This window comes from Sulfitobacter sp. 1A12157 (genome assembly GCF_043557345.1).
GTDB lineage: Bacteria > Pseudomonadota > Alphaproteobacteria > Rhodobacterales > Rhodobacteraceae > Sulfitobacter.
Genome location: NZ_JBIFFV010000007.1, coordinates 198256 through 223490 on the forward strand (window position 1 = coordinate 198256; position 25235 = coordinate 223490).

Below are 25235 nucleotides of genomic sequence, written 5' to 3' on the forward strand. Positions count from 1 at the left end.
TTTGGGATCGCTTCTTAGATGGCGCAACAGGGGCCTATGCGCAATGGGTCAGCCGTGGCCAAAGGCGTTTTCGATGATTTCGGTGGCCCCCTGCCCATCGACAAGCGCCACGTCAAAGCGCACCTCGGTCAGACTTCCTGCAGGTTCGCCGGCAAGAAATTCCTCAGCGGAGCGGTAGATGCGCTGCATCTGTCTGGCAGAAAGGCTTTCGGCGGCCCGTGCAAAACTACGGCTTTGCTTCACCTCGACAAAGATCAAGGCAGCCCCGTCGCGCAGGATCAAATCAATTTCACCAGCGCGGCCCCGCCAACGGCGGCGGGCGATGGCAAAACCGCGCCTTTCATAGTCCTGCGCGATCCGGTTCTCGGCGGCGATCCCGGCATGATAGGCCATGCGCCCCCGTTGGCGTTTGGCCGCAGTTCGTATCCCTGTCTCACCCTGCGCCATTTTCATCGCTCCGATCCCTGTTCTACCCTTTGCCGAGCGCCAATGCCGCTTGATACACCTGTCGCCGCGGCAGGCCATGGGCCTGTGCCACCAAATCGACGGCGTCACGCATCGACATTTCGGTTAGCGCCCGTTGCAAATCTGTTTCTAAGTCAAGGTGATTAACAGAGTCTGAACGGCTGCGATCAATCAGCACGACCACCTCGCCTTTCGGCGCCTTCGCTTGATAAAGATCGGCGAGGCTTTCGAGGGTATCGCGCTGAATTTCTTCGAATTTCTTGGTCAATTCCCGGCACATTGCCGCTTTGCGCCCCGCGCCCAGTGCGGTTGCCGCATCGCGCAGCATGGCGCCGAGCCGTTTGGGCGATTCGTAGAACACCAGTGTCCCCGGCACGTCGCGCAGCTTTTCCAGCGCTGCGATCCGGGCCGATTTGCTATTGGGCAGGAAGCCCGCAAAGAAAAATGCATCCGTTGGCAGGGCGCCCAAGGCCAGCGCGGTCAGCACGGCCGATGGTCCCGGCGCGCAGGTCTGCATCACCCCCGCTTCGGCCGCGGCGCGGCTGAGTTCAAACCCCGGATCGGCGATCAGCGGCATGCCCGCCTCCGACGCATAGGCGACAGATTTGCCCTCGCGGATGGCCGCGATCAGCCGCTCTTGCACCGATGTGCCGCTGTGATCGTGCAGCGCCAACACCTTGCGCCCATCGAGCGGCACCCCGTGAATCTCCATCAGCCGCCGCAGGCTGCGCGTATCCTCTGCCGCCAGCAGATCCGCCGAGGCCAGCGTGTCGAGCGCGCGCAGCGTGATATCGCGCGCGGTGCCGATGGGGACGCCCACGAAATAAAGTCCCGGGGCTAGCTCTGTCTTGTCGAATTTCAACGCTGGACCCGCCTTTCGCAGTCACTATGATCGCGGCCATGTTCCGGCGACCATCGTCGTCTTGCCACCACCGGGGAGTGAATACAAATGATTGCCTGTTTCCGCGCCATCCGCAAGAAGATGCACCTGCTCTTACTGCCGCTCTTCGCGGTCCTGCTGGCGGCCTGTCAGCCTGTTGCCATCGGCGGCGCCAATTCCGGCGGCCCGCGCATCGATCCCGCCGCCCCCGTTCCGGTGGCGCTCTTGGTCCCGCGGGGCGGCTCGGCCGGTGATGAGTTGTTGGCCAAGAACCTCGAAAACGCCGCGCGCCTTGCGATGCGCGATCTGGACGGCGTTCAGATCGACCTGCGCGTTTATGGCACTGCGGGCAACGCCAGCACAGCCGCTTCCGTCGCCGCGCAGGCGGTGAATGAAGGGGCCAAGATCATCCTCGGCCCGGTTTACGGCGAGGCGGCCAATGCCGCAGGGGTGGCCGTGGCCTCCTCCGGGGTCAACGTGATCTCATTCTCGAACAACCCGACCATCGCGGGCGGCAATGTTTTCGTGCTTGGGCCGACTTTTGCCAATACCGCCAATCGGTTGGTGAGCTTTGCCAAGCGCAACGGCAAGGACAAAATGGTGGTACTGCATAGTCAGGACCTTGCCGGACAACTGGGCCGTGACGCAATCGTTCAAGCGATCAGCGCCAATGGCGCGACACTGGCGGGCACCGTCGATTACGCGCTGAGCCAAGAGTCGGTCGTGGCCGCCGTGCCGCGCGTCAAGGCGACCATCGAAGGCAGCGGCGCCAATGCGCTGTTCCTCACCACCTCCTCGGCCAGTGCCCTGCCGCTTTTCGCGCAGCTTCTGCCCGAGGCGGGCATTCAATCGGCCACCACGCAATATGTCGGCCTGACCCGGTGGGACATCCCCGCCCAAACGCTGGAACTGCCCGGGGTTCAGGGCGGCTGGTTCGCCCTGCCCGACACGGCGGCGAGCGGAGCCTTCGCCAACCGTTACACCGCGGCCTATGGCAGTGATCCGCACCCTCTGGCCGGGCTGGCCTTTGACGGGATCGCGGCGATCGGCTCCTTGGTGAAGGGTGGCAAATCCAACGCGCTGTCCGGGGCCGCGCTGACCCAAGGGGCGGGTTTCCAAGGGGCGAGCGGCATCTTCCGCCTGCGCCGCGATGGCACCAACGAACGCGCATTGTCCGTGGCCACGATCCGCAACAACCGCGTCGTCGTGCTCGACCCGGCACCCCGCGGCTTTGGCGGAGCTGGTTTCTGAATTGGACCTCGCGAAACCGACAACGACATCAGGCGCGCGTCGACACCCGCGCCTGATTTGCCCGCCCGAGCAAATCTTTGACGACACGGCCATTTGGCAGGCCCTCGCCCAGCGCGACAGCACGTTGGAGGGCGCGGCCCTCAGGGCCGAAATTGTCCCCCTGATCCAAGACGCCCGGCAGGCGGGCCGCAAGGCCATCGCGGCAGGCTTTGCTGAATCGCCCTTCGACGCGCGGGCAATGACCTCTTCCTACACCTTTCTTACCGACCAACTGCTGCGCTGCGTCTTGCAAATCGCCACGCAGGTGCTGCACCCCAACCCGAACCCGACCGAGGGTGAACGGCTCGCCATGATTGGCGTCGGCGGCTATGGCCGGGGAGAGATGGCGCCCTTTTCAGATGTCGATCTGCTGTTTCTCATCCCCTACAAGGCCACCGCCTGGTCAGAGAGCGTGATCGAATCGATGCTCTATATCCTGTGGGATCTGAAGCTAAAGGTCGGCCACGCCACCCGCACTATTGAGGATTGCCTGCGGCTGGGTGCGGATGATTTCACCATTCAGACCGCCCTGCTGGAGAACCGCTTCATCGACGGCGATGTGACCCTTGCCCAAGAGCTTTCCGAACGGCTCAAGAACGAACTCTTCTCAGGCGCGGGAAAGGATTTCATCGAAGCCAAACTGGAAGAGCGCGACAACCGGCACCTGAAACAGGGTGAGCGCTATATGGTCGAGCCCAATGTCAAGGAAGGCAAAGGCGGGCTGCGCGATCTGCATTCGCTGTTTTGGATCGCCAAATTCATCCATGACGTGGACCGGGTCGCGGATCTGGTCGATCTCGGCGTCTTCCGCGCCGATGAATACGACACTTTCCGCGAGGCCGAGGCCTTTCTCTGGGCCGTGCGCGGGCATCTTCACCTGATTGCCGGGCGCGCGACCGAACAGCTGACCTTCGACATGCAGGTGCAGGTCGCCCAAGCCATGGGCTATCAGGACATCGGGGGCCGGCGGGGCGTCGAGATCTTCATGCAGGCCTATTTCCGCCACGCAACGGCGGTGGGGGATCTGACGCGCATCTTCGTCAGCGGGCTCGAAGCGTCGCATATGAAGGCCGAACCGCTGCTGGAACGCATCTTCCGCCGCCGCCCGAAAATGCGCGAAGGGTTTCAGGTGGTGCACAACCGCATCGCGGTGAAGGACGACGCAGAGTTTCTGCAAGACAAGCTGAACCTGTTGCGCATCTTCGAAGAGGCCCTGCGCACGGGGATGTTGATCCACCCCGATGCGATGCGTCTGATCAAGGCCAACCTCGCGCTGATCGACGACGACATGCGCCGCACGCCCGAGGCGCGTCGCATCTTCCTCGACCTACTGCTGAAACACGGCAATCCCGAACGTTCACTGCGGCGGATGAACGAATTGGGCGTCTTAGGCGCTTTCATCCCCGAGTTCGAGCCGATCGTCGCGATGATGCAGTTCAACATGTATCATTCCTACACAGTCGACGAGCACACGATCCAATGTATCGCCAACCTCGCCCGGATCGAGAAGGGCGAGCTGGAAGAGGAACTGCCCGTTGCCTCCTCGATCCTGAAACGTGGGGTGAACCGCAAGGTGCTCTATGTGGCGCTGCTCTTGCATGACATCGGCAAGGGGCGGCCCGAGGACCATTCCATCATCGGCGCGAAACTGGCGCGGCGCATTGGCCCCCGGTTGGGGCTGAAACGCGATGAGGTCGACACGGTGGAATGGCTGGTACGCTATCACCTGCTGATGTCCGACATGGCCCAGAAACGCGACATCGCCGATCCGCGCACGGTGCGCGACTTTGCCAAGGCGGTGCAGACGGTCAAACGGCTCGACCTGCTCTGCGTGCTGACGGTCTGTGACATTCGCGGTGTCGGGCCGAACACATGGAACAATTGGAAAGCGGTGCTGATCCGCGCGCTCTATCGCCAGACCGAGCGGGCGTTGGATACTGGGCTCGAAGACCTCAACCGCGAAAACCGGGGCGCGGAGGCCAAGAAAGCCCTGCGCGCCGCGCTTTCCGATTGGCCGCGCAAACATCTGCAGCGCGAGACGGCCCGGCACTATCCGCCCTATTGGCAGGGTCTGCACGTCACCGCCCATGTCGCTTTTGCGGAACTGCTGCGCGACATCGGCAATGACGATATCCGCATTGATCTGCACCCCGATGAGGACCGCGGCGCGACACGGGCCTGTTTCGTCATGGCCGATCACCCCGGCATCTTTGCCCGGCTCGCCGGCGCGCTGGCGCTGGTCGGCGCCAATGTGGTGGATGCGCGCAGCTATACCACGAAGGACGGTTTCGTCACCGATGCCTTCTGGATTCAGGACAGCGAGGATCACCCCTATGAGGCCAGCCGCCTGCCCCGGCTGCGCGAGATGATCCTCAAGACCCTGCGCGGTGAAATCGTCGCCCGCGATGCGCTGAAATCCCGCGATAAGGTCAAGAAACGCGAACGCGCTTTCAAGGTGCCCACGCATATCACCTTCGACAACGAAGGCTCGGAAATCTACACGATCATTGAGGTCGACACCCGCGACCGGCCCGGCCTGCTCTATGACCTGACGCGTACCTTGGCGGCCTCTAACGTCTATATCGCCAATGCAGTGATCGCGACCTATGGCGAACAGGTGGTCGACACCTTCTACGTCAAAGATATGTTCGGCCTGAAATACTATACCGAGGCCAAGCAGCGCACCTTGGAAAAACGTCTGCGCGAAGCGATTGCCGCAGGGGTGGAGCGGGCCGAAGGCTAGGGTTCCTTCGGCTTGCCCCGACCGGCGAAATACCGCCACCGGCTATTTTCGCGCTTTGTTTTTGACTTCGGATCCTGAAAATCCCTTTCAACCCGGCAAAAGCGCGGGATTCCATGAATGAGGGACATATGAGCGTCACACGCGTAGCACTGCCGAACCGGGGCCTGATGGCTCTTTGCGCCACACTTCTTTTGACGGCAGCCTGCGCCAAAGCGCCTGATATCCCACAGACCTACGATTTCGGCGGCATCGATCCCCAGCGGCATTTCATGGCCGTACAAACCGCCCAAGACATGCGCGCCAAGGGCCAGCGTGTTTGGTGCGTGCCCTTCGCCCGCAATGTCAGCGGCATCCAGATTCGCGGCAATGCAGAAACATGGTGGGGCAAGGCCAAGGGGCTTTATCCGCGCGGCGATGATCCCGTCGTCGGTGCCGTGATGGCCTTCAGCGCCACCCGCTCCATGCCGATGGGCCATATCGCGGTGGTTTCCGACATCGTCTCTCCGCGCGAAATCCGGGTGGATCACGCCAATTGGAAGCGCAATGAAGTCTCACTGAAAATGGCGGTGATCGACGTCTCCGACAACAACGATTGGTCCGCCGTGCGTTTGGAAAGCCAGCCCGGAGCCTTTGGCGGCACCTATCCGATCAATGGGTTCATCTACCCCACCGGCGAATGAGCGCCGCCTTGCCACAACGGGTGGCTGGGGCATCTGCCCCCGCTCACCGCGATTGCACCGGATGAACGCCCGCGCTAGGGATCACCGCAGCGCAATTTAAGGCTCCTGCGATGAAACCTATCCGTCTTATGTCCGGCTTTTTCACTGTCGGGGTCTGGACCCTGCTGAGCCGCCTGCTCGGCTTTCTGCGCGAAGTGCTGCTGTTGTCGCTCATCGGCCCCGGCCCGGTCATGGACGCTTTTGTCGCAGCCTTCCGCCTGCCCAATATGTTCCGCCGCTTCTTTGCCGAGGGCGCGTTCAACGCGGCCTTCGTGCCAATGTTCGCCAAAAAGCTGGAGGGCGAGGAAGGCGCCGGGACATTCGCCCGCGATGCCTTCAACGGCTTGTCGCTGGTGGTGCTGGCGCTGACCGCTCTGGGCATGATTTTCATGCCCGGCTTGGTCTGGCTGACCGCCGAAGGCTTCGTCGGAGACCCGCGCTTCGACATGACGGTCGCCTTTGGCCGCATCGCCTTTCCCTATATCCTCTGCATGTCGCTCTCGGCGCTGTTTTCGGGCATCCTCAACGCCACCGGGCGCTTCGCCGTGGCCGCCGCAGCACCGGTGCTGCTCAACATCTTCGTCATCGCAGCCATGACCTTCGCTGCCCTCACCGGGGGTGAGGTGGCGCTTTGGCTGATCTGGTCGATCCCGGTCGCCGGTGTGGCACAGCTGGCGCTGACATGGCGCGCCGCGGCCCAAGCGGGTTTCCCGCTGCGCCCTTCCCGCCCGCGCTGGACCCCCGACATGCGCGCGATGATCGTTATCGCCCTGCCCGCCGCGCTGGCCTCGGGCGTGATGCAGATCAACCTCGTGGTCGGGCAATTGGTGGCCAGCCAATATGACAAGGCCGTCTCATGGCTCTTCGCCGCCGACCGCCTCTATCAACTTCCCTTGGGCGTGGTGGGCATCGCCGTGGGCATCGTGCTGCTTCCCGACCTGTCGCGCCGCCTGCGGGCCGGAGACGACGCAGGCGCCCAAACCGCGCTGAGCCGCGCCGCCGAAATTTCGCTGGCCCTGACGATCCCCTCGTCGGTCGCGCTGATCGTGATCCCCTTCGCGCTGGTCACCGTGCTGTTCGAACGCGGCGCCTCGGGCGTCGATGACACCGCCGCGATTGCCACAGCGGTGATGGTTTACGGCCTAGGACTGCCCTCCTTCGTGCTGCAAAAGATCCTGCAACCGGTCTATTTCGCCCGCGAAGACACCCGCCGCCCCTTCCACTTCGCCGTTGTCGCCATGGTGGTGAACGCGGCCCTCGCTGTGGGTCTCGCCCCCTTCATCGGCTGGATCGCCCCGGCGGTCGCCACGACGCTGGCAGGCTGGACGATGTTTGCTTGCCTCGCCATCGGGGCGCGGCGCTTTGGCGACGCCGTCAAGTTCGACGCGCGGTTTCACAAACGCATCTGGCGCATCCTCACCGCCTCTGCCGCCATGGGCGGCGCGCTCTGGCTCGGCAATGCGGCACTGCAACCGATGCTGGGCCTACCGTGGTGGCGCGGGCTGGCGCTGGTGCTGTTGCTTGCGATCGCTGCGGTCAGCTACTTCGGCGTCGGCCAATTGATCGGCGCATTCCGGCTGTCCGAGTTCAAATCCGCCATGCGGCGCGGTTAACGCTGCTGCAACCGCGCCCGCAGTCGCGCCCATTCCCCGGGCGCGACCAGAAAGCTCAGGCCGAAACCACAGATGAACCCGGCCAGTTCCGCCACCCAAAGAAAGCCGGTCTCGAAAAAGATGCCCCAGAACAATTGCAGCCCCATCAGCAGGGCGATCAGCGTGAAGGCCTGATACTGCGGCCCGCCAGAGCCCAGCAGCCGCCGCCACATCACGAAACTATAGCCGCCGATCAACCCGTAAACATTAGGATATGCCCCGGCGAGCCAGACCGGATCGTTCAACAGCGCCCCATAGACAAGCGCCCCGCCGATCCCCGACAGCACGAAGATCGCCAAAAACGCCATCTGCCCCATCGCCTCGGCCACCATCTTGCCCAAGGCCAAAAGCAGCACCACGGCAAAGATCGCATGGGTAAAGCCCAGATGGATGAACGGATAGGTCACCACCCGCCAGATATGTTCGATCGGGTACTGGCCTGCGCCGATCATCGCGTCAAAGATCAGCCCCGAAAAGCCAAAGTCGCGCACCAGCGCCAGCCGCCAGCCCACGGCCGCGGGGCCACCCACCAGCCCCGCCTCGGCCAGAGAGAGCACCACCTCGACCCCGGCAATGGCCAGAAACAAAATGACAACGGCGGGCGGCAGCGGGTTCACGGGGGGCTGGAGGTCGGGGTCTTGCATGGGCGCTCCTTGACGGGGTTCGCGGCCAGAAGTAAGCCTGCCGCGCAAGACTTTCCAGCCCAGAGGTGCCTCCCGATGTCCGAGACCCAGTTCACCCCGCGCGTGTTTTCCGGCATCCAGCCCTCGGGCGACCTGCATCTGGGCAACTACCTCGGCGCGCTGAAACGCTTCGCCGATGCGCAAGAAAAGGGCGTGCAATCGATCTACTGCATGGTCGACCTGCACGCGATCACGGTCTGGCAAGACCCGGCGGACCTCAAGCGCAGCACCCGCGAGCTCTGCGCCGGTTTCATCGCCTCGGGCATCGACCCGGAAAAATCCATCCTGATCAACCAAAGCCAAGTGCCCGAACACGCGCAACTGGCCTGGGTCTTCAACTGCGTCGCGCGCATGGGCTGGATGGGCCGCATGACCCAGTGGAAGGACAAGGCCGGCAAAAACGCCGAGGCCGCCTCGCTGGGCCTCTTCGCCTATCCGGCACTGATGGCCGCCGACATCCTGATCTACCACGCCACCCATGTGCCGGTGGGCGAGGACCAGAAACAGCATCTTGAGCTGACCCGCGACATCGCCGCGAAGTTCAACCACGACTACGGCGTCGACTTCTTCCCGCTCACCGAACCGGTGATCGAAGGCGCGGCCACCCGCGTCATGTCCCTGCGCGACGGGTCCAAGAAAATGTCGAAGTCCGACCCTTCGCCCGCCAGCCGCATCAACCTGACCGACGATGCCGACACGATCGCCAAGAAATTCCGGAAGGCCAAGACCGACCCCGACGCCCTCCCGTCCGAGGCCGAGGGGCTGAAGGACCGCCCCGAGGCGCGCAACCTCGTGAACATCTACGCCGCCCTCAGCGACCGATCCGTCGATCAGGTGCTGGCGGAGGTCGGCGGCCAGCAATTCGGCACCTTCAAACCCGCGCTGGCCGAACTGGCCGTGTCGAAAATGGGCCCGATCACCGCCGAGATGCAGCGCCTGATGGCCGATCCGGCCGAGATCGACCGCATCCTCGCCCGCGGCGCGGAACAAGCGCGCGAGATCACCGCCCCGATCCTCAAACGCACCTATGAGATCGTCGGCATGGTCGGCTAACCACCAGAAACCCTAGCCCCCCCCCCCCCCCAAAGGTGCTAGGGCCGCCCCAAGCCCCCCGCTTTCCACCCAAAGCGCCCCCTCCCCCCTTCATCCTTTCTCAAATACCGAATCCCGCACCCACCTCACGCGCCACCGCCCGCGTGAGCCCCCGCGCCATGGACAATCCCGCCGCCCTGCGCCACCTTCCCCGCAAGGATGAAGGGGAGCACAAGATGACCGCAGGTTTTTTCTGGGACGAACGCTGTTTCTGGCACGCAGGGGGGAACTACGTCTTTACCATGCCGGTGGGCGGGCTGGTGCAGCCCCTCGCCGCCGGGGGGCTGCCGGAAAACCCCGAGACCAAACGCCGGTTGAAAAACCTGATGGAGGTGACCGGGCTTTTCGCCGAACTCGACACCCGCAGCGCCGCCCCGGCAAGCCGGGAGGCCTTGGCGCGGGTGCATCCCGAAACCTATCTTGACGATTTCAAGCGCCTTTCGGATGCGGGGGGCGGGGAGCTGGGCCATGCGGTCCCCTTCGCCCGCGGCGGCTATGAACTGGCGGCGCTCTCTGCCGGGCTGTCCATCGCCGCCGTCGATGCCGTGGCGCGGGGCGAGCTTCAGAATGCCTATGCCCTCAGCCGTCCGCCGGGGCATCACTGCCTGCCGGATCTGCCCAACGGTTTTTGCCTTCTCGCCAATATCGCCATCGCCATCGAGGCCGCGCAGGCCAAGGGGCTGGCAAAGCGCGTCGCCGTGCTGGATTGGGACGTGCACCACGGCAATGGGACCGAAGCGATCTATTATGACCGCGATGACGTGCTGACCATCTCGCTCCATCAAGAGGGGAATTACCCCATCGACACCGGCGGCCTGAAGGATCGCGGACGCGGGGCGGGCGAAGGCCATAACATCAACCTGCCGATGCACGCAGGCGCGGGCCATACCGCCTACCTCCACGCGATGGACCGCGTTGTGATCCCGGCGATCGAGGCTTTCGCCCCCGACATGATCATCGTCGCCTGCGGCTATGACGCGGCGATCATCGACCCGCTGGCGCGGATGCAGGCCACCGCAGAGACCTTTGGCGAGATGACCAAACGCATCCGCAGCACCGCCGAGCGGCTTTGCGATGGCAAGCTGGTTCTGGTCCATGAGGGCGGCTATTCCGAGGCCTATGTCCCCTTCTGCGGCCATGCCACCATCGCCGCGCTGAGCGGCAGCGCGATTGACGCGCCGGACCCGATGGCGCGGTCGCTCAATGCGCGCCAACCCTCGCCCGCCTTTGATGCCTTCCTCCGCCAGTCGATTGACGATATGGCGCAGCAACTGGACCTGTAAGAGACCCCGATGCCCGTAGCCGACCCTTCCGCCCTCGCCTTTTTGCAAAATCGCCGCTCGCGCCCGGCCAAGACATTGGGCCTGCCGGTGCCCGATGCCGAAGCCCTGCACCCGCTTCTCACCGCTGCCGCGCGCACGCCGGATCATGGCAAGTTGGAGCCCTGGCGTTTCGTGATCATCGACCGTGCTGCGATGGCGCGTTTGGCCGAGGTGGTCGAAACACGCGGCGCGGCGCTTGGCCTTGGGGCCGAAGACATCGCCAAGGGGCGTGGCCAGTTCGATCAGGGCAACCTCGCCGTGGCCGTGATCGAGGTGCAAAAACCCTCTCCCAAAATTCCGCCGCTGGAACAGACCTATTCTGCCGGGGCGGTTTGCCTTGCGCTTCTGAATGCCGCCCTCGCCGCAGGCTGGGGCGCCAATTGGCTGAGCGGTTGGCCCGCCCATGACCGGGGTTTCATGGAAGAGGGCTTGTCCCTCGCCCCGCATGAGCGCATCGCGGGCATCATTCACATCGGCACCGAGACCGCCGCTCCGCCGGAGCGTCCGCGCCCGGACATCGACGGGATCACCACATGGCTGTAAACGCGATCTTCAGGTCATTCACCCGCGCAGTTGGCCAATTGGGCGATGCGCGCTTTCGCAAGGTGGTGCTCTTGGGCGTCGGCCTGTCGCTGGCGCTGCTGATCGCGGCCACGGCGGGCTTTGCCTATCTGGTGGATTGGGTCACCCCCGAAGACGCTTGGCTGCCCGTGCTGGGCGAGGTCCACTGGCTCGACGATCTGCTGAGTTGGAGCGCACTGATCCTGCTCATGGTGCTCTCGGTCTTTTTGATGGTGCCCGTGGCCTCGGCGATCACCTCGATGTTTCTCGATGAGGTGGCCGATGCGGTGGAGGAGGTGCACTACCCCCATCTGCCCCCCGCGAACCAAGTCGGCATCGGCGACGCCATCCGCGATACGGTCAATTTCATGGGCGTGCTGGTGGGGGCGAACCTGCTGGCGCTGGTGCTCTACCTGCTCTTCGCTCCAGCGGCGCTGTTTATCTTCTGGGGGCTGAACGGGTTTCTACTGGGGCGGGAGTATTTCACCCTCGCCGCGCTGCGCCGCCACGGGCGGGACGAGACCAAGCGCCTGCGTCGCCGCCATGCGGGCACGATCTGGATGGCCGGAGTGCTGATGGCGGTGCCGCTTTCGGTGCCGCTGCTGAACCTGCTGATCCCGATCCTAGGGGCGGCGACCTTTACCCACCTGTACCATGCGTTGGTGCCGCATTCGGATGCAGCCAGCCTTCGATATCCGCCACGCTGATCCAGCCCGACAGAATGATCGTCGCGCAGATCGCCCAGATGATTGCGGCGACCAATGTGGTCCACAGCGCCTTGCGGCCCAGATGATGCTGCTCGGGCGCGCCCGCGTGGGTGCCCGGCACGACCGCGCCCGCGTCACCTTGGGTCTGCACCCGAATCGGCAAGGCGATCAGGAATGTCATCGACCAGATGACGGCAAAGAGGACGAGCCCCGAAACGATCCCCATGATCAGACCTCCTCAAGTTCGACGAGCGCGCCGTTGAAATCCTTGGGGTGCAGGAACAACACCGGCTTGCCATGCGCCCCGATCTTCGGCTCGCCCGAGCCCAAGACACGCGCGCCGGTGGATTTCAGATGGTCCCGCGCCGCGAGGATGTCTTCAACCTCATAGCAGATATGGTGGATGCCACCCGCCGGGTTCTTTTCAAGAAAGCCGTTGATCGGGCTGTCTTCGCCCAAGGGGTGCAGCAATTCGATCTTGGTGTTCGGCAGTTCGATGAAGATCACGGTCACCCCGTGGTCCGGTTCGGCCTGCGGCGCACCGACCTTTGCGCCAAGCGCGTGGCGATACTGATCCGCCGCCGCTTCGAGATCCGGCACCGCGATGGCCACATGGTTAAGACGTCCGATCATCCTGAATGCTCCTCGTGATTTGCCAGCTTTATGCCCGCCACCCCGGTAAACAACAATGCGTCACGTTAACGCGTCATTAGCCAACGCGGCGTAACGATGGCGCAGCAGTTGTTGTTGTTGGAGGCGATGATGGACGATACCGACCCCTTTGAAAGACCGACCCTCACCCCCACGGCGGAGCGGCCATTGCTGGGCCTTACCGTTCTGGTGGTGGAAGACAGCCGTTTCGCCTGTGAGGCGATGCGCCTGCTCTGCCTGCGCTCGGGCGCGCGGATCAGACGGGCGGACTGCCTGCGCTCGGCCCGGCGGCATTTGCAGGTCTACCGCCCCAGCGTGGCGCTGGTCGACCTTGGCCTGCCCGATGGCAGCGGGTTGGACCTGATTGCCGAGCTGATGCAAAGCACACCCCGGGTCGAGGCGATCATCGCCATCTCGGGCGACAGCCATATGGAGCCTGACGCCCGCGCGGCGGGGGTGGATGGGTTCCTGCTCAAACCGATCACCTCGCTATCGTCCTTTCAGCAAGCCATCCTCGCCGCGCTGTCCGACGAGCGCCGCCCCCGGGGGCCGCGCATTCTGCCGGATGAGGATGTCACCCCCGACCGGATCGGTTTCCAAGATGACATCGCCCATATCGCCGACGTGCTGGGGGACGCGCCTGACAATCAAACACTGGATTACGTTGCGCAATTCCTGTGCGGGGTGGCCCGTTCGGCCAATGACCAGCGTTTGGAAGAGGCCGCCCGCGCCTTGGCCCATAAACGCGCCCTCGGCCAATCCGCGGGGCCAGAGACCGCAGCCATCACCGGGATGATCCAGCACCGCCTTGCCGAAAAGCTGGCAATCTAGCCCGCGCGGTTAAAGCGTCGGATCCCCGGCCACCCGGACAAGGCGGGTCAGATCGCCAAGCCGCTCTTTCTGCTGCCCCTGCCCGTCGAAATTGCCGGGGGCAAGCCAAACCTCGAACGCCTCTTTCAGCGCGGGCCATTCCGCGTCGATCGCGGCGAACCAAGCCGTGTCGCGGTTGCGCCCTTTGACGATGGTCGCCTGCCGAAAGACGCCCTCATAACTTAGCCCCAGACGCTGCGCCGCGCGGCGCGACGGACGGTTGAGCGCATCGCACTTCCACTCGAACCTGCGATAGCCCGCCTCGAAGGCCCATTGCATCATCAGGAAGATCGCCTCGGTCGCCGCCGGGGTGCGCTGAAGCGCGGGGCTGAAGTTGATATGACCCACTTCGATACTGCCCGCCTCGGGCTTGATCCGCAGGAAACTCGCCACGCCGAGCCATTGCTCCCGCGCGCGGTCCTTTACGGCCATGAAATAGGGATCGGCCTTTTCCGCATTGTCGCGCACCCAGCGGTGGTACTGCGCCGCCGAAGAGAATGGCCCGTAGGGCAGATAATCCCAAACGTGATCCTCCCCCACATAGGCGGGGTAAAGCAGTGCCGCGTGTTTCTCGGCCGAAAGCGGTTCCAACACCACATGTTGCCCGGTGAGCACCTCACCCCCCGGGCGCGGCGGCTCGGACCAATTCTCGACAAGGGGGCCAACGGGGCGCGGGTCAGATTTGCTGTTCATGGAAAAGTTATGCACCGGCATTTTCGAGCCGCCAAGCTGAATAAACTTGAATTAATCGCATCAGACCCCAGTCTTGGCATCCAAGCTACACATTGATGCCACAATCGGCCTTCAGCATCGTCGCAACCGCAAAGGCCCGGGAGGGTGAGATGAGCCAGCAGCACAGAAAGGACAGCGCGACACCCGCAAAGCCGGTCGACTGGATCGTTGTGGGCGCGAATGCGCTTGGGCTGATCGTCGTCGCCTTGGCGGCATTTCACGCACAAACCGGCGGGCTGTTCCAAGAGGTCGCCAGCCAAGCGGCCCAGGGCGCGGTCTTCTAAGGCGGGAACCTGCCGGTGGCTGCGGCGTTAGCCACAGGTAACACCAAAGGATTTTCCCATGCCCTCCATCTATGACGCGATCAAAGAAGATCATGATGAGCACCGCGCCCTGCTGAACACCATTGCCGACACCGAAGGCGACAGCGCCGAGCGCCGCGAAGCTTGGGACCGTTTTTACCATGACGTGAAATCCCACGCCGCCGCCGAGGAAGAGACTTCTTATTCCACGCTGATGTCCGAGACATGGGGCCAGGATCACGCGCGCCATTCGGTGCATGAGCACCAGCAGCTTGACGATATCATGGAAGAGCTGCGCGAAACCGATATGTCCTCGTCTGCTTGGCTGACTCGTTTCAAGCAGCTCAAGCACGATTACGAGCATCACATGGATGAGGAAGAAGACGAGCTTTTCACCCGCGCAAAGAAGGTGATCGGCGAGGAACACAACGACGCCTTTGGCGACAAGTTCCTGAAGCGTAAGGAAAAGGAAGCCAAACTCATCGAGGAAAAGCGCGAAGACAGCCTTGAGGATTGACCCAAGCCGCTCTTCCCTGCTAAATGTGTTCCCTTAACGTTCTTGTGGATATCCAGCCCCGCCGGGCAGGTTGCGGTTGCAAGAAAGCCCGAGGGAACGCAATATATTGGATATGAGCGATAATCCATCACAAGACCTACGCGACTTTCTGGGCAAAGACCGGTTTGGATGCGTCATGGCGGACCCGCCGTGGCGCTTTACCAACCGCACCGGAAAGGTCGCGCCCGAGCATAAGCGCTTGGCCCGTTATCCCACGATGACGGTTGAGGATATCTGCGCCCTGCCCGTGGCCGATCACCTCGAAGACCGCGCGCATTGCTACATGTGGGTGCCCAATGCGCTGCTGCCCGAAGGTTTGCAGGTGCTCAAGGCTTGGGGGTTTGAGTATAAATCCAACATCATCTGGCACAAAATCCGCAAGGATGGCGGCAGTGATGGGCGCGGCGTGGGCTTCTATTTCCGCAATGTGACCGAGATTTTGCTTTTCGGCGTGCGCGGTAAGAACGTGCGCACGCTCGACGCCGGGCGGCGGCAGGTGAACATGCTGCAAACCCGCAAGCGCGAACATTCGCGCAAGCCGGATGAGCAATATGACCTGATCGAAAGCTGCTCTTGGGGCCCCTACCTCGAACTTTTCGGGCGCGGCGTGCGCGAGGGCTGGACCGTTTGGGGCAATCAGGCCGAAGCGGATTATAAGCCCGATTGGAAGACCTACAGCTACAATTCCAGTGTCGCGGCTGAGTAATCTGGCGCGGCGCATCGACGACGCGGTTTTCGACAGCGACAGGCTCGTCGAAGACCTGCTGCCCGTCGATCTGCGCGACCGCTATTCCGTCACCAGTTACCGCAGCGCCGCCGCCGTGCTGCAACAGCGCGCGCCCGAGGAACTGGCCGCGATCATCCGGGTGCTGCGACAGTTCACGATCAGCCGCAATGAAATCCGCGCGCCGGGGGGCAACCGCATGTCGGCCACCACCCGTTTCGCGCAATATGCGGCAGCCGAGAATTTCCACGAAGAGGTGCGGATCAAGGCCGACCTGCTGGTGCAACTCACCGCGGGCAAGGGCGACAGCGCGCCGGAGGTTGACCGCATCATCCGCGAAGACTTCATCCACAATCATATGGTCGATTTCTGGCGGGGCCGGGTGGCATTCGACTATGAGTGGAACAGCAAAGATCAGACCTACGACCGCGACCTCTATGCCTTTCGCAGCTTCTTCGAAGCGGGGGTGATCGACGTGGGCGTCATCGTGACGCGCGAACTGTCGAACGACTTTTTCAAATCGCTCGGCAATTGCTTGGACAAATTCGGCAATGAGACCGACAAGACCGTCAGCGCGAAATTCGGGGCCAGCACCACCGGCACCCACAAGCTGATCAGCCGTATCGCCGCCGGGCGCAGCGGCGGCTGCCCGGTTCTGGTGCTGGGCATCCTACCGGGCAATATCACCCCCGGTTAAGCCGGGGGCGACGTTTCATTCAGACAGGATTACTCCTGCGGGATGACCCGCAGCCCCAGTTCCATCAGCTGATCGCTGGTGGGTTCGGAAGGGGCGTTCATCATCAGGTCTTCGGCGCGCTGGTTCATCGGGAAGAGGATGACTTCGCGGATGTTCTGCTCTTCGGCCAGCAGCATGACGATACGGTCGATGCCCGCAGCACAGCCACCGTGGGGCGGCGCGCCGTATTGGAAGGCGTTGACCATGCCACCGAAACGCTTGCGCACCTCGTCTTCGCCATAGCCCGCGATCTCAAAGGCTTTGAACATGATCTCGGGCTTGTGGTTCCGGATCGCGCCAGAGACCAGTTCGTAGCCGTTGCAGGCGAGATCGTACTGATAGCCCAGCACCTTGAGCGGGTCGCCCTCCAGCGCCTCCATTCCGCCCTGGGGCATGGAGAAGGGGTTGTGCTCGAAGTCGATCTTGCCGGTCTCTTCGTCGCGCTCGTAGATCGGGAAATCCACGATCCATGCAAAGGCGAAACGCTCCTTGTCGGTCAGGTTCAACTCCTCGCCGATGACGTTGCGCGCACGGCCCGCGACGGCCTCGAAGCTCTTCGGCTTGCCGCCGAGGAAGAAGGCCGCATCGCCGACGCCAAGGCCAAGCTGCTGGCGGATCGCCTCGGTGCGCTCGGGTCCGATGTTCTTGGCCAGCGGGCCTGCCGCCTCCATCCCGTTGCCCTGATCGCGCCAGAAGATATAGCCCATGCCGGGCAGCCCTTCCTTCTGCGCAAAGGCGTTCATGCGGTCGCAGAACTTGCGGCTGCCGCCTGTGGGTGCGGGAATGGCGCGGATTTCGGTGCCTTCCTGCTCAAGCAGTTTGGCGAAAATCGCAAAGCCCGAGCCGCGGAAATGATCGCTCACCACCTGCATCTTGATCGGATTGCGCAGGTCAGGCTTGTCGGAGCCATACCACAGCGCGGCGTCCTTGTAGGAAATCTGCTCCCACGTCTCGTCGACCTTCTTGCCGCCGCCGAATTCTTCGAAGATGCCCGCGATCACCGGCTGGATCGTGTCGAACACATCCTGCTGCGTGACAAAGGACATCTCCATGTCGAGCTGATAGAAATCGGTGGGCGACCGGTCGGCGCGCGGGTCTTCGTCGCGGAAGCAGGGCGCGATCTGGAAGTATTTGTCAAAGCCCGAGACCATGAGCAGCTGTTTGAACTGCTGCGGCGCCTGCGGCAGCGCGTAGAACTTGCCCGGATGCAGACGCGACGGCACGAGGAAGTCGCGCGCGCCCTCGGGGGAGGAGGCGGTGATGATCGGCGTCTGGAACTCGCGGAAGTTCTGATCCCACATGCGCTTGCGGATCGAGGCCACCACATCCGAGCGCAGCGCCATGTTCTTTTGCATCTTCTCGCGGCGCAGGTCGAGGTAGCGATAGCGCAGACGTGTCTCTTCGGGGTATTCCTGATCACCGAAGACCTGAAGCGGCAGTTCCGCGGCAGAGCCCAAGATTTCAATGTCGCGCGCGTAAACTTCGATCTCGCCCGTGGGCAGCTTGGGGTTGATCAGGCTCTCGTCGCGCGCCTTGACGGTGCCGTCGATGCGCACACACCACTCCGCGCGCACCTTTTCCATCTCGGCAAAGGCCGGGCTGTCGGGGTCGCAGATCACCTGCGTGATGCCATAATGGTCGCGCAGGTCCAGAAACAGCACACCGCCGTGATCCCGCACCCGGTGCACCCAGCCGGACAGGCGCACATTGTCACCCTTGTTCTCAAGGCTCAGATCGGCACAGGTATGGCTGCGATAGGCGTGCATGATGGTCCCTTCCTAGGGCTATTTCAGGTTTCGCGCAGGTACACCGTTTGACGGTCGGGAAGTCAAGACTTTGCTGCCACGCGCCCCACAATAATAGGAGGTTTCCGAGACGAAAGCGTCGCCCAAGGCTGCGTGTGATCCTGCTTTGAAAGGTCAGCTAGAGCGCGAGCGCGTCCAAAAGCTGCTCTCTTTTCGCTTCGGCCTTTGGGATTGATTGGGTGATCTGCCCGCGCTGCATGACGTGGAAATGATCCGCGTTGTTATAGGCGAAATCGAAGTTCTGCTCGACCAGCACGATGGCCAACGCCCCCCGGTCGCGCAGAAGCCGGATGGTGCGGCCAATCATCTGGATGATATTGGGCTGAATCCCCTCGGTGGGTTCATCCAACAGCAGCACCTTGGGGCGGGCAATAAGCGCCCGGGCAATGGAAAGCTGCTGTTGTTGCCCGCCCGACAAGTCCCCCCCGCGCCGGGTCTTCATCTCAGCGAGGACGGGGAAGAGGTCGAAAATGTCATCCGGGATCCTGCGCTCGGACTTGGGCAGGCAGGCAAAGCCCGTCTCAAGGTTCTCTTGCACGGTCATCAGCGGAAAAATCTCACGCCCCTGTGGCACATACCCGACGCCCGCCTTGGCCGAGACTGCCGCACGCCCCGGTTGCAATTCCACGCCATTAAGCCTGATCGCCCCGTCTGAGAAAGGGTGCCGCCCCGCGATGGCTTTCAGCAGGCTCGTCTTGCCGACCCCATTCGTGCCGGTCACACAGGTCACCTGCCCCACGGGCGCGTTCAAGGTGATGTCATGGAGGATCTGCGATTGCCCGTATTTCAGGCTCAGGTTCTCAATCTGCAGCATCGGTGCGCCCCAAATAAACGTCAATAACGGTCTGATTGTTGGTCACATGATCCAGTGACCCTTCGGCCAGCACCGATCCTTCGTGCAGCACGGTCACCTTGCAGTTCAGCCGCCGCACGAACTCCATATCATGCTCCACCACGATAACGGCGCGGGTCTTTGCCGCCTTTTTCAGGATGTCGGTGGTGTGTTCGCGCTCATGCGCGGTCATGCCCGCGGCGGGCTCATCCACCAGCAGCAGGCGCGGCGATTGCGCAAGCAGCATCCCGATCTCCAGCCATTGTTTTTGCCCATGGCTCAACTCTCCTGCCGGGCGGGAGAGATGGGCGGTCAGGTTGATCTCATCGGCGATCTGTTCCAGCCGCGCCGCCCCCTCTGCACTTTTGCGATGAAACAGGACCGAGAAGGTGCCGCGCGGGTTCTTGAGCGCCATGGCAAGGTTTTCGCGCACGCTCTGCGCCTCGAACACCGTGGGCTTTTGAAACTTCCGCCCGATCCCCAGCATGGCGATCTGGCTTTCCGACAAACCGATGAGCGAGCGGCTGTCTTCGCCGAAACGAATATAGCCCTCATCCGGCTTCGTCTTGCCGGTAATGATATCCATGAAGGTGGTCTTGCCCGCCCCATTGGGGCCGATGACGGCCCGCAACTCCGGCTCCCCAATCTGCAGGCTGAGGTTCTTGATCGCCTGAAACCCGTCAAAGGATTTCGAGATTCCGGACATTTCCAAAAGAGAAGTCATGACTTGCGCACCAGTTTGTCAAAGAGGCCGCCGATGCCCTTGGGTGCAAACAGCGTGATAAGTACAAAGCTCAGTCCAAGCAGCACCAGCCACCAGTCGACCCAATGGATCGTATAGACTCCCAGATCAATGCTGGGCGCACCACCCCCCGTGAACCAACTGGACAAAAGAGAGACCACCGCCGCCCCGATGACCGCCCCGTAAAGCCGCCCTCGCCCGCCGATGGCGACCCAGACTGCCAGATAGATCGAGGCGATGGGCGCGATTTCCGCCGGGTTGATGATGCCCGCCTGCGGATAATAGAGCGCGCCTGCGATGCCTGCGACGATGGCGGTGATGGTAAAGACGAAAAGCTTATAGCTCTCCACATGATAGCCGAGGAACCGGACGCGCGATTCATCGTCGCGGATGGCTTGGATGATATTGCCCAGCTTGCTGTCGGTGATCCAAGCGAAGAACAGATAGCCCAATGCGAGCGCCAAGGCAGAGGCGAGAAAGAAGACGATTGAGACCACATCTTGCCCACTATCGGCGAAACCGGGGATGTTTTGCAGCCCCGACAAGCCGTTATTGCCCCGCAGCCCGCTGTCGTTCTGGAAGAGGTAAAGCGCCAGCGCCAGCGTCATGGCTTGGGTTAGGATCGACAGGTAGACCCCATTGACGCGGCTGCGGAAGGCAAGCCAGCCAAAGACCAGTGCCAGCGCGCCGGGGATCAGCACGACGAAGGCCAATTGAATCCACAGACTGTCCGCAAAGGCCCAGATCAGCGGAAAGTCGGATGAGCCGACAACCCCGAAAATCTGGTTTCCGATGGCGTCCGATATCTCCTGCGGAGTGGGCGGGATGGTCTGACCGGCAAGACTGTCGGCCACAATGATCTCGGTGCGCGCATACATGAGCCACATCCCTATGGCGTAGCCCCCGATCCCGAAAAAGGCGAAATGCCCGAGGCTGAGGATACCGCAATAGCCCCAGACCACATCCATCGCGATGGCCACAAGGCAGAGGCAAAGGGTTTTGCCCAGCGTCTTGACGAAAGAGGTCGAGGCAAGCCCGGTGCCGACCGCTTCGGACATCACCGTGACCAGGGCCGTGAACAGGCCAAGCGCGGCAAGGAAGTAGAGAACCGAAGGATTGCGCCCGATGAAGGAACTGCCTTGGCTGTGCGTCTGGGTCATGGCTCAATCCGCCGCTGCCCGGCCCTTGGGGGCGACAATGCCCTTGGGCCGGAATTGAATGAACAGGATGATGAAAAGGATCATGTAGGTCTGGGCCGCCAGCGTGTTGGAGGGGTTCAACCACTCGATCCCCTTTTGCAGGAAGCCGATCAGCCCCGCGCCCGCCAGCGTGCCGAAGACCGAACCGACACCGCCCACCACGACGGTCATGAAGCTTTGCACGATGTAATTCGTGCCCATCTCGGAGGTGACCTGCGCATAAAGCCCGATGCCGACGCCCGCGACCCCGGCGATGCCGGAGCCCAGTCCGAAGGTCATCATGTTGATGCGATCGGGATTGATCCCCATAGAGGCCGCCATGCCGGGGTTCTGCGTCACCGCGCGCACCTCCAAGCCAAGGCGCGTGCGCTTGAGGATGTACAGCAGCAGGAACAGAAAGATCAGCGCCAGCACGAAAATGGCGATGCGGATGAAACTGATCTGAATCACATCCGAGATCACCAGCGCCCCGCGCAGCCATTCGGGCGATGTCAGCGGGCGGGCCTGGGTGCCAAAGATGTTCTTGGCGATCTGCTGCAAAGCGATCGAGATGCCGAAGGTCGCCAAAAGGGTCTCAAGCGGGCGATGATAGAGATGCCGGATCACCAGCCGCTCCATCGCGACGCCCGCGCCAAAGGTGACGGCAAAGGCCAGTGGCAGCGCGATCAGAAGCGACACCGTGTAATCGGGGATGATGAGCTGCACGACATAGCCCGTATAGGCACCCATCATGATAAACTCGCCATGGGCCATGTTGATGACCCCCATCTGCCCAAAGGTGATCGCAAGCCCAATCGCGGCGAGAAAGTAGATCGAGGCCAGCGAAAGACCGTCGAGCGTCAAATCCAACGTCTGCGCCCAGCCAACCCGCGTTTCGACCGCGTCGAGCGTGGCGCGGGCCGCGTCGGTGATCGCGGTATCATCCTCTTCGAAGCGTTCGTAAAAGACGGCGTTTTGCAAAGCGGCGTCGATATCATCCTGCGTCACCAAAGGCGGCAGGCTGCCTGCCTCGACAAGCGCGCGATAGGCATCCACCCGCCGCGCCGGGTCATCCAATTGCGTTAAAGGAATGCCGCCCACACGGCCATCGACGATATTGGCTTCCAGCGCCGCACGTATCTCGCCTTGTGGCACGATCGCAGGGGCAAGCCCTGCCTCGACCAGCGCCTCATAGCTTGCCAAGGGTGCTGCCATTGGATCAAGAATGCGGGCGATGTTCCCCTCGGGCTGCTGTTTGGCCACGCCGGTCTTGACCGAAAGGATCTGGCTCAGTACCGCCCGCGCTTCGAGTGAGGTGTCGGAGGACAGGCTTTCAATCGCACGGATGCGATTATCAGCCGCCTGTCCAAAGCGCGCGGTCAGGAAATTGGCCAACTGTTCTTTGCGGGCGCGCAGGGCGGGGTCATCCTCCCCGTCGAGCGAAGCCACGAGCGGGTCAAGCTGGCTGGCATCGCTACGGCGCGCGATGCTTTCAAGCGCAGCCCGACGGCGTTCGGGGTCAGGATCGGAGAGTTGGAACTGCACCAGCGCCGTGCCGATGACCCGCCGCACACCGCCATTGGGGCGCAATTGGCTGTATCCATCCGAGGGCGCAGTCGTTTCTTCGCCCGTATCAACGTCGCGCAGCGCGAGTGTATTGCCGTCCTCGGTCCCAAAGTAGAACAGACCCGAGGCATCGTCCTGCCAGACGTTCCGCTCGGCCCATTGCTCCAGAAAGGCCGGCACCTGTGGCAGACCCGAGGCCACCAGATCGTCCAATAGGACACCGACCGATTTACGCGAGGGTTTGACCACCTCTGTTTCGTGGGCCTGCAAAAGGGACTGGAGATCCTGAGCGGATGCAAGACCGACAGAGGCCAGCAAGCACATCAGGCTGAGCAGCATTCGAACCATGAGGTATGGGGCTTTCGGAGAGGGACTGGTCAAAACAGATGCCGGGCACGGCTGAGCACGCGCCCGGCCCTTGGGTTCAGTAGTTCGAAGTCAACTGAACGCAGGTCTCTGTCTCTTTGTTGTACATGCCGCATTCGAGGTCTTTCCAATCGGAGACCAGAACCGCCGATTCAGGCAGGAAATCCGTCCATGCATCGCCCGGCACTTCTTCGGTCTGGCTGATGATGTCGAATTGGCCGTCTTCGGTGATTTCGCCGATCAGTACAGGCTTGGCGAGGTGGTGATTGGGCAGCATGACAGCCGTCCCGCCCGTAAGGTTGGGGAATTCCTGCCCATACATCGCCGCGCGCACCGCATCCACATCCGTGGTGCCCGCTTCGGTGACCGCGTTCACCCACATGTTGAAACCGATGTAATGCGCCTCCATCGGGTCATTGGTCACCCGGTCTTCGCCCATCGCCTCTTTCCACGCGGCGACCCATTCGTCATTCTGATCGGATTCAGCCGATTGGAAGTAGTTCCACGCGGCGAGATGCCCCACGAGGTCAGCGGTATCGAGGCCCGAAAGCTCTTCCTCCCCGACCGAGAAGGCGACGACCGGAATGTCATCGGCGGAGATACCGGCAGCCGCCAGTTCTTTGTAAAATCCGATATTCGCATCGCCATTGATGGTTGAGATCACGCCCACCTGCGAGCCATCCGCACCCAGTTCGACCACATCCGCCACGATGGTGGACCAGTCGGAATGGCCAAAAGGCGTATAATTGACGAAGATGTTCTCTTTGGAAATGCCCTTATCCAGCAGATATTGCTCAAGAATGTTGTTGGTGGTTCTGGGATAGACATAGTCGGTGCCCAGCAGCGCGAATTTCTCGACGCCCAGTTCCTCAAGGAAATAATCGGTGGCTGGAATCGCCTGCTGGTTCGGCGCCGCACCGGTGTAGAACACATTGCGCGAGCTTTCCTCGCCCTCATACTGGACCGGGTAGAACATCAGGCCGTTCAGCTCTTCCAGAACGGGCAGCGCGGATTTGCGTGAGACCGAAGTCCAAGAGCCAAAGATGACATCCACTTCGGAGACGGTCAGAAGCTCGCGCGCTTTTTCGGCGAACAGTGGCCAGTCGGAAGCCGGGTCGACAACGACCGCTTCGATCTCACACCCCAGCAAGCCGCCCGCGGCGTTTTGCTGCGCGATCAAAAGCTCCATCGTGTCTTTCAATGTCGTCTCGGAAATGGCCATCGTCCCTGAGAGGGAGTGCAGCACGCCAACCTTGATCGGATCGTCGCAGGCCGCGGCGGCGGCTGAACCTGCGAGTAGAAAGGCAGCGGTCGCCGTGACTGTGCGTTTGGTGAAAAACTTCATGACGGTATCCCCGTTTGGTGTGCGGAAAAGCAAAGACGCGAAGACGCCTTCTCCACACAGCGTTTATTGTTATCGCGCGCGGATTCCCCCTTGCCGGACAACTCCCTTGGCGCCGCCCCATAGCGAGGCACCCACAGCCTCGATTTCCCGGGGGCGTTCTAACAAGCCTTAACCTGGGGTCGCTTTCTGCGGCGCAGCAATAACGCCTTTCGATTGGGCAATTTGAGGTCGAGCTCCTAAAATTTGGGCGCTAAGCGCATGGGGCGGGGCGGCCTGCCCGGTCGTATCACGCGCCCTCGGCAGTTGCGCCCGTGATGCAAACACACCAGAGCAAGGCGCGGATCGGATCGGCCTCTGGGCTCGACACGCTGGTCAAGTTGCGCGGGTCCGATATTTTGCGGGTCAATGGGATAAAGGGCGACCGCGGATCGCCGTGATTGCCGGTGACAGGACCAAACCCCGAACTGAGCCGTAGGCGGGATAGCAGCTTCACCCGGCATGGCGATGGTTTCCAGCCGCCACAGGGGCGTCTGGGATAAAAACGGAATACGGTAGCGCACGCGGCGCGCGCCAAGACCGTAACTGCCCCAGCAATTGTGAGTGGTGAGTGCCCCCGGCAAAGACCACTGAACTGCAAGCTGAACTGGCCCCCATTTCGACCGGACACCTTGGACTGACCAAGGAGATGGGGTGGTTGCCGTCCTCCCCAAACGGCA

25 protein-coding genes are annotated in these 25235 nt (G+C 62.4%); 13 read left to right on the plus strand and 12 right to left on the minus strand.

Annotated elements, in window-relative coordinates:
- Positions 1-48: 48 nt before the first annotated feature.
- Complete coding sequence (locus ACGYLC_RS13490) at positions 49-447, minus strand: YraN family protein (protein ID WP_394423348.1); 399 nt, start codon at positions 445-447, stop codon at positions 49-51.
- Positions 448-469: 22 nt separating this feature from the next.
- On the minus strand, positions 470-1327 hold the full coding sequence (rsmI, locus tag ACGYLC_RS13495; RefSeq protein ID WP_394423328.1) for a 16S rRNA (cytidine(1402)-2'-O)-methyltransferase: 858 nt from the start codon (positions 1325-1327) through the stop codon (positions 470-472).
- 87 nt (positions 1328-1414) lie between these two features.
- On the opposite strand from rsmI, the gene ACGYLC_RS13500 reads away from it, so the two are divergent.
- From ACGYLC_RS13500 to murJ, 4 genes are all read left to right on the plus strand, one after another.
- Positions 1415-2596: a penicillin-binding protein activator gene (locus ACGYLC_RS13500; RefSeq protein ID WP_394399701.1), complete on the plus strand. Its 1182-nt coding sequence runs from the start codon at positions 1415-1417 to the stop codon at positions 2594-2596.
- Between the two features lies 1 nt (position 2597).
- Positions 2598-5378: a [protein-PII] uridylyltransferase gene (locus tag ACGYLC_RS13505; RefSeq protein ID WP_394423329.1), complete on the plus strand. Its 2781-nt coding sequence runs from the start codon at positions 2598-2600 to the stop codon at positions 5376-5378.
- A 128-nt stretch (positions 5379-5506) separates the two neighbouring features.
- Positions 5507-6058: a CHAP domain-containing protein gene (locus ACGYLC_RS13510; RefSeq protein WP_394423330.1), complete on the plus strand. Its 552-nt coding sequence runs from the start codon at positions 5507-5509 to the stop codon at positions 6056-6058.
- A gap of 110 nt (positions 6059-6168) precedes the next feature.
- Positions 6169-7710 carry a murein biosynthesis integral membrane protein MurJ gene (murJ, locus tag ACGYLC_RS13515; RefSeq protein ID WP_394423331.1) on the plus strand — a complete coding sequence of 514 codons (1542 nt, stop codon included), beginning with the start codon at positions 6169-6171 and terminating at the stop codon, positions 7708-7710.
- Here murJ and ACGYLC_RS13520 read toward each other — a convergent pair.
- Entirely contained in the window at positions 7707-8393 is a 687-nt protein-coding gene (locus ACGYLC_RS13520) for a rhomboid family intramembrane serine protease (RefSeq protein ID WP_322328941.1), read from the minus strand. The two genes, murJ and ACGYLC_RS13520, sit on opposite strands and share 4 nt — an antisense overlap.
- A gap of 75 nt (positions 8394-8468) precedes the next feature.
- Here ACGYLC_RS13520 and trpS point away from each other — a divergent pair, with 75 nt between their 5' ends.
- The 4 genes from trpS to ACGYLC_RS13540 all read left to right on the plus strand — a co-directional run bounded on the left by trpS (position 8469) and on the right by ACGYLC_RS13540 (position 12114).
- Positions 8469-9485, plus strand: coding sequence for a tryptophan--tRNA ligase (gene trpS / locus ACGYLC_RS13525; protein WP_394423332.1), 1017 nt, complete (start codon positions 8469-8471; stop codon positions 9483-9485).
- Between the two features lie 215 nt (positions 9486-9700).
- Positions 9701-10807 carry a class II histone deacetylase gene (locus ACGYLC_RS13530; RefSeq protein WP_394423333.1) on the plus strand — a complete coding sequence of 369 codons (1107 nt, stop codon included), beginning with the start codon at positions 9701-9703 and terminating at the stop codon, positions 10805-10807.
- 9 nt (positions 10808-10816) lie between these two features.
- On the plus strand, positions 10817-11389 hold the full coding sequence (locus tag ACGYLC_RS13535; protein WP_394423334.1) for a nitroreductase family protein: 573 nt from the start codon (positions 10817-10819) through the stop codon (positions 11387-11389).
- Positions 11380-12114, plus strand: coding sequence for an EI24 domain-containing protein (locus ACGYLC_RS13540; protein ID WP_394423335.1), 735 nt, complete (start codon positions 11380-11382; stop codon positions 12112-12114). The genes ACGYLC_RS13535 and ACGYLC_RS13540 overlap by 10 nt, the downstream gene beginning before the upstream one ends.
- On the opposite strand, the gene ACGYLC_RS13545 is transcribed toward ACGYLC_RS13540, so the two are convergent.
- Positions 12047-12340 carry a DUF1467 family protein gene (locus ACGYLC_RS13545; RefSeq protein ID WP_394399716.1) on the minus strand — a complete coding sequence of 98 codons (294 nt, stop codon included), beginning with the start codon at positions 12338-12340 and terminating at the stop codon, positions 12047-12049. The genes ACGYLC_RS13540 and ACGYLC_RS13545 overlap by 68 nt on opposite strands.
- A gap of 2 nt (positions 12341-12342) precedes the next feature.
- Positions 12343-12747: a methylmalonyl-CoA epimerase gene (mce, locus tag ACGYLC_RS13550; RefSeq protein WP_067261515.1), complete on the minus strand. Its 405-nt coding sequence runs from the start codon at positions 12745-12747 to the stop codon at positions 12343-12345.
- 129 nt (positions 12748-12876) lie between these two features.
- Here mce and ACGYLC_RS13555 point away from each other — a divergent pair, with 129 nt between their 5' ends.
- Positions 12877-13596, plus strand: coding sequence for a response regulator (locus ACGYLC_RS13555; protein ID WP_394423349.1), 720 nt, complete (start codon positions 12877-12879; stop codon positions 13594-13596).
- A 9-nt stretch (positions 13597-13605) separates the two neighbouring features.
- On the opposite strand, the gene ACGYLC_RS13560 is transcribed toward ACGYLC_RS13555, so the two are convergent.
- Positions 13606-14328: a GNAT family N-acetyltransferase gene (locus ACGYLC_RS13560; protein WP_394423336.1), complete on the minus strand. Its 723-nt coding sequence runs from the start codon at positions 14326-14328 to the stop codon at positions 13606-13608.
- A gap of 149 nt (positions 14329-14477) precedes the next feature.
- Here ACGYLC_RS13560 and ACGYLC_RS13565 point away from each other — a divergent pair, with 149 nt between their 5' ends.
- The 4 genes from ACGYLC_RS13565 to ACGYLC_RS13580 all read left to right on the plus strand — a co-directional run bounded on the left by ACGYLC_RS13565 (position 14478) and on the right by ACGYLC_RS13580 (position 16646).
- Positions 14478-14651 (plus strand): hypothetical protein, encoded by a 174-nt coding sequence (locus tag ACGYLC_RS13565; protein ID WP_394423337.1) that lies wholly within the window; start codon positions 14478-14480, stop codon positions 14649-14651.
- Positions 14652-14709: 58 nt separating this feature from the next.
- Positions 14710-15186 carry a hemerythrin domain-containing protein gene (locus tag ACGYLC_RS13570; protein WP_394423338.1) on the plus strand — a complete coding sequence of 159 codons (477 nt, stop codon included), beginning with the start codon at positions 14710-14712 and terminating at the stop codon, positions 15184-15186.
- A 112-nt stretch (positions 15187-15298) separates the two neighbouring features.
- Positions 15299-15931 carry an MT-A70 family methyltransferase gene (locus tag ACGYLC_RS13575; RefSeq protein WP_067261508.1) on the plus strand — a complete coding sequence of 211 codons (633 nt, stop codon included), beginning with the start codon at positions 15299-15301 and terminating at the stop codon, positions 15929-15931.
- Entirely contained in the window at positions 15915-16646 is a 732-nt protein-coding gene (locus ACGYLC_RS13580) for a BglII/BstYI family type II restriction endonuclease (protein WP_394423339.1), read from the plus strand. Before ACGYLC_RS13575 ends, ACGYLC_RS13580 begins: the two co-directional genes overlap by 17 nt.
- 29 nt (positions 16647-16675) lie before the next feature.
- On the opposite strand, the gene aspS is transcribed toward ACGYLC_RS13580, so the two are convergent.
- The 6 genes from aspS to urtA all read right to left on the minus strand — a co-directional run bounded on the left by aspS (position 16676) and on the right by urtA (position 24519).
- A complete protein-coding gene (gene aspS / locus ACGYLC_RS13585; protein ID WP_394423340.1) occupies positions 16676-18451 on the minus strand; it encodes an aspartate--tRNA ligase in 1776 nt (591 codons plus the stop codon).
- Between the two features lie 157 nt (positions 18452-18608).
- Entirely contained in the window at positions 18609-19304 is a 696-nt protein-coding gene (gene urtE / locus ACGYLC_RS13590) for an urea ABC transporter ATP-binding subunit UrtE (RefSeq protein ID WP_394423341.1), read from the minus strand.
- A complete protein-coding gene (gene urtD / locus ACGYLC_RS13595; RefSeq protein ID WP_394423342.1) occupies positions 19291-20046 on the minus strand; it encodes an urea ABC transporter ATP-binding protein UrtD in 756 nt (251 codons plus the stop codon). Before urtD ends, urtE begins: the two co-directional genes overlap by 14 nt.
- Positions 20043-21224, minus strand: coding sequence for an urea ABC transporter permease subunit UrtC (gene urtC, locus ACGYLC_RS13600; protein ID WP_394423343.1), 1182 nt, complete (start codon positions 21222-21224; stop codon positions 20043-20045). Before urtC ends, urtD begins: the two co-directional genes overlap by 4 nt.
- Positions 21225-21227: 3 nt before the next feature.
- Positions 21228-23156, minus strand: a complete 1929-nt coding sequence (gene urtB, locus ACGYLC_RS13605; RefSeq protein WP_394423344.1) for an urea ABC transporter permease subunit UrtB — start codon at positions 23154-23156, stop codon at positions 21228-21230.
- Positions 23157-23232: 76 nt separating this feature from the next.
- Entirely contained in the window at positions 23233-24519 is a 1287-nt protein-coding gene (gene urtA / locus ACGYLC_RS13610; RefSeq protein WP_394423345.1) for an urea ABC transporter substrate-binding protein, read from the minus strand.
- Positions 24520-25235: the final 716 nt, after the last annotated feature.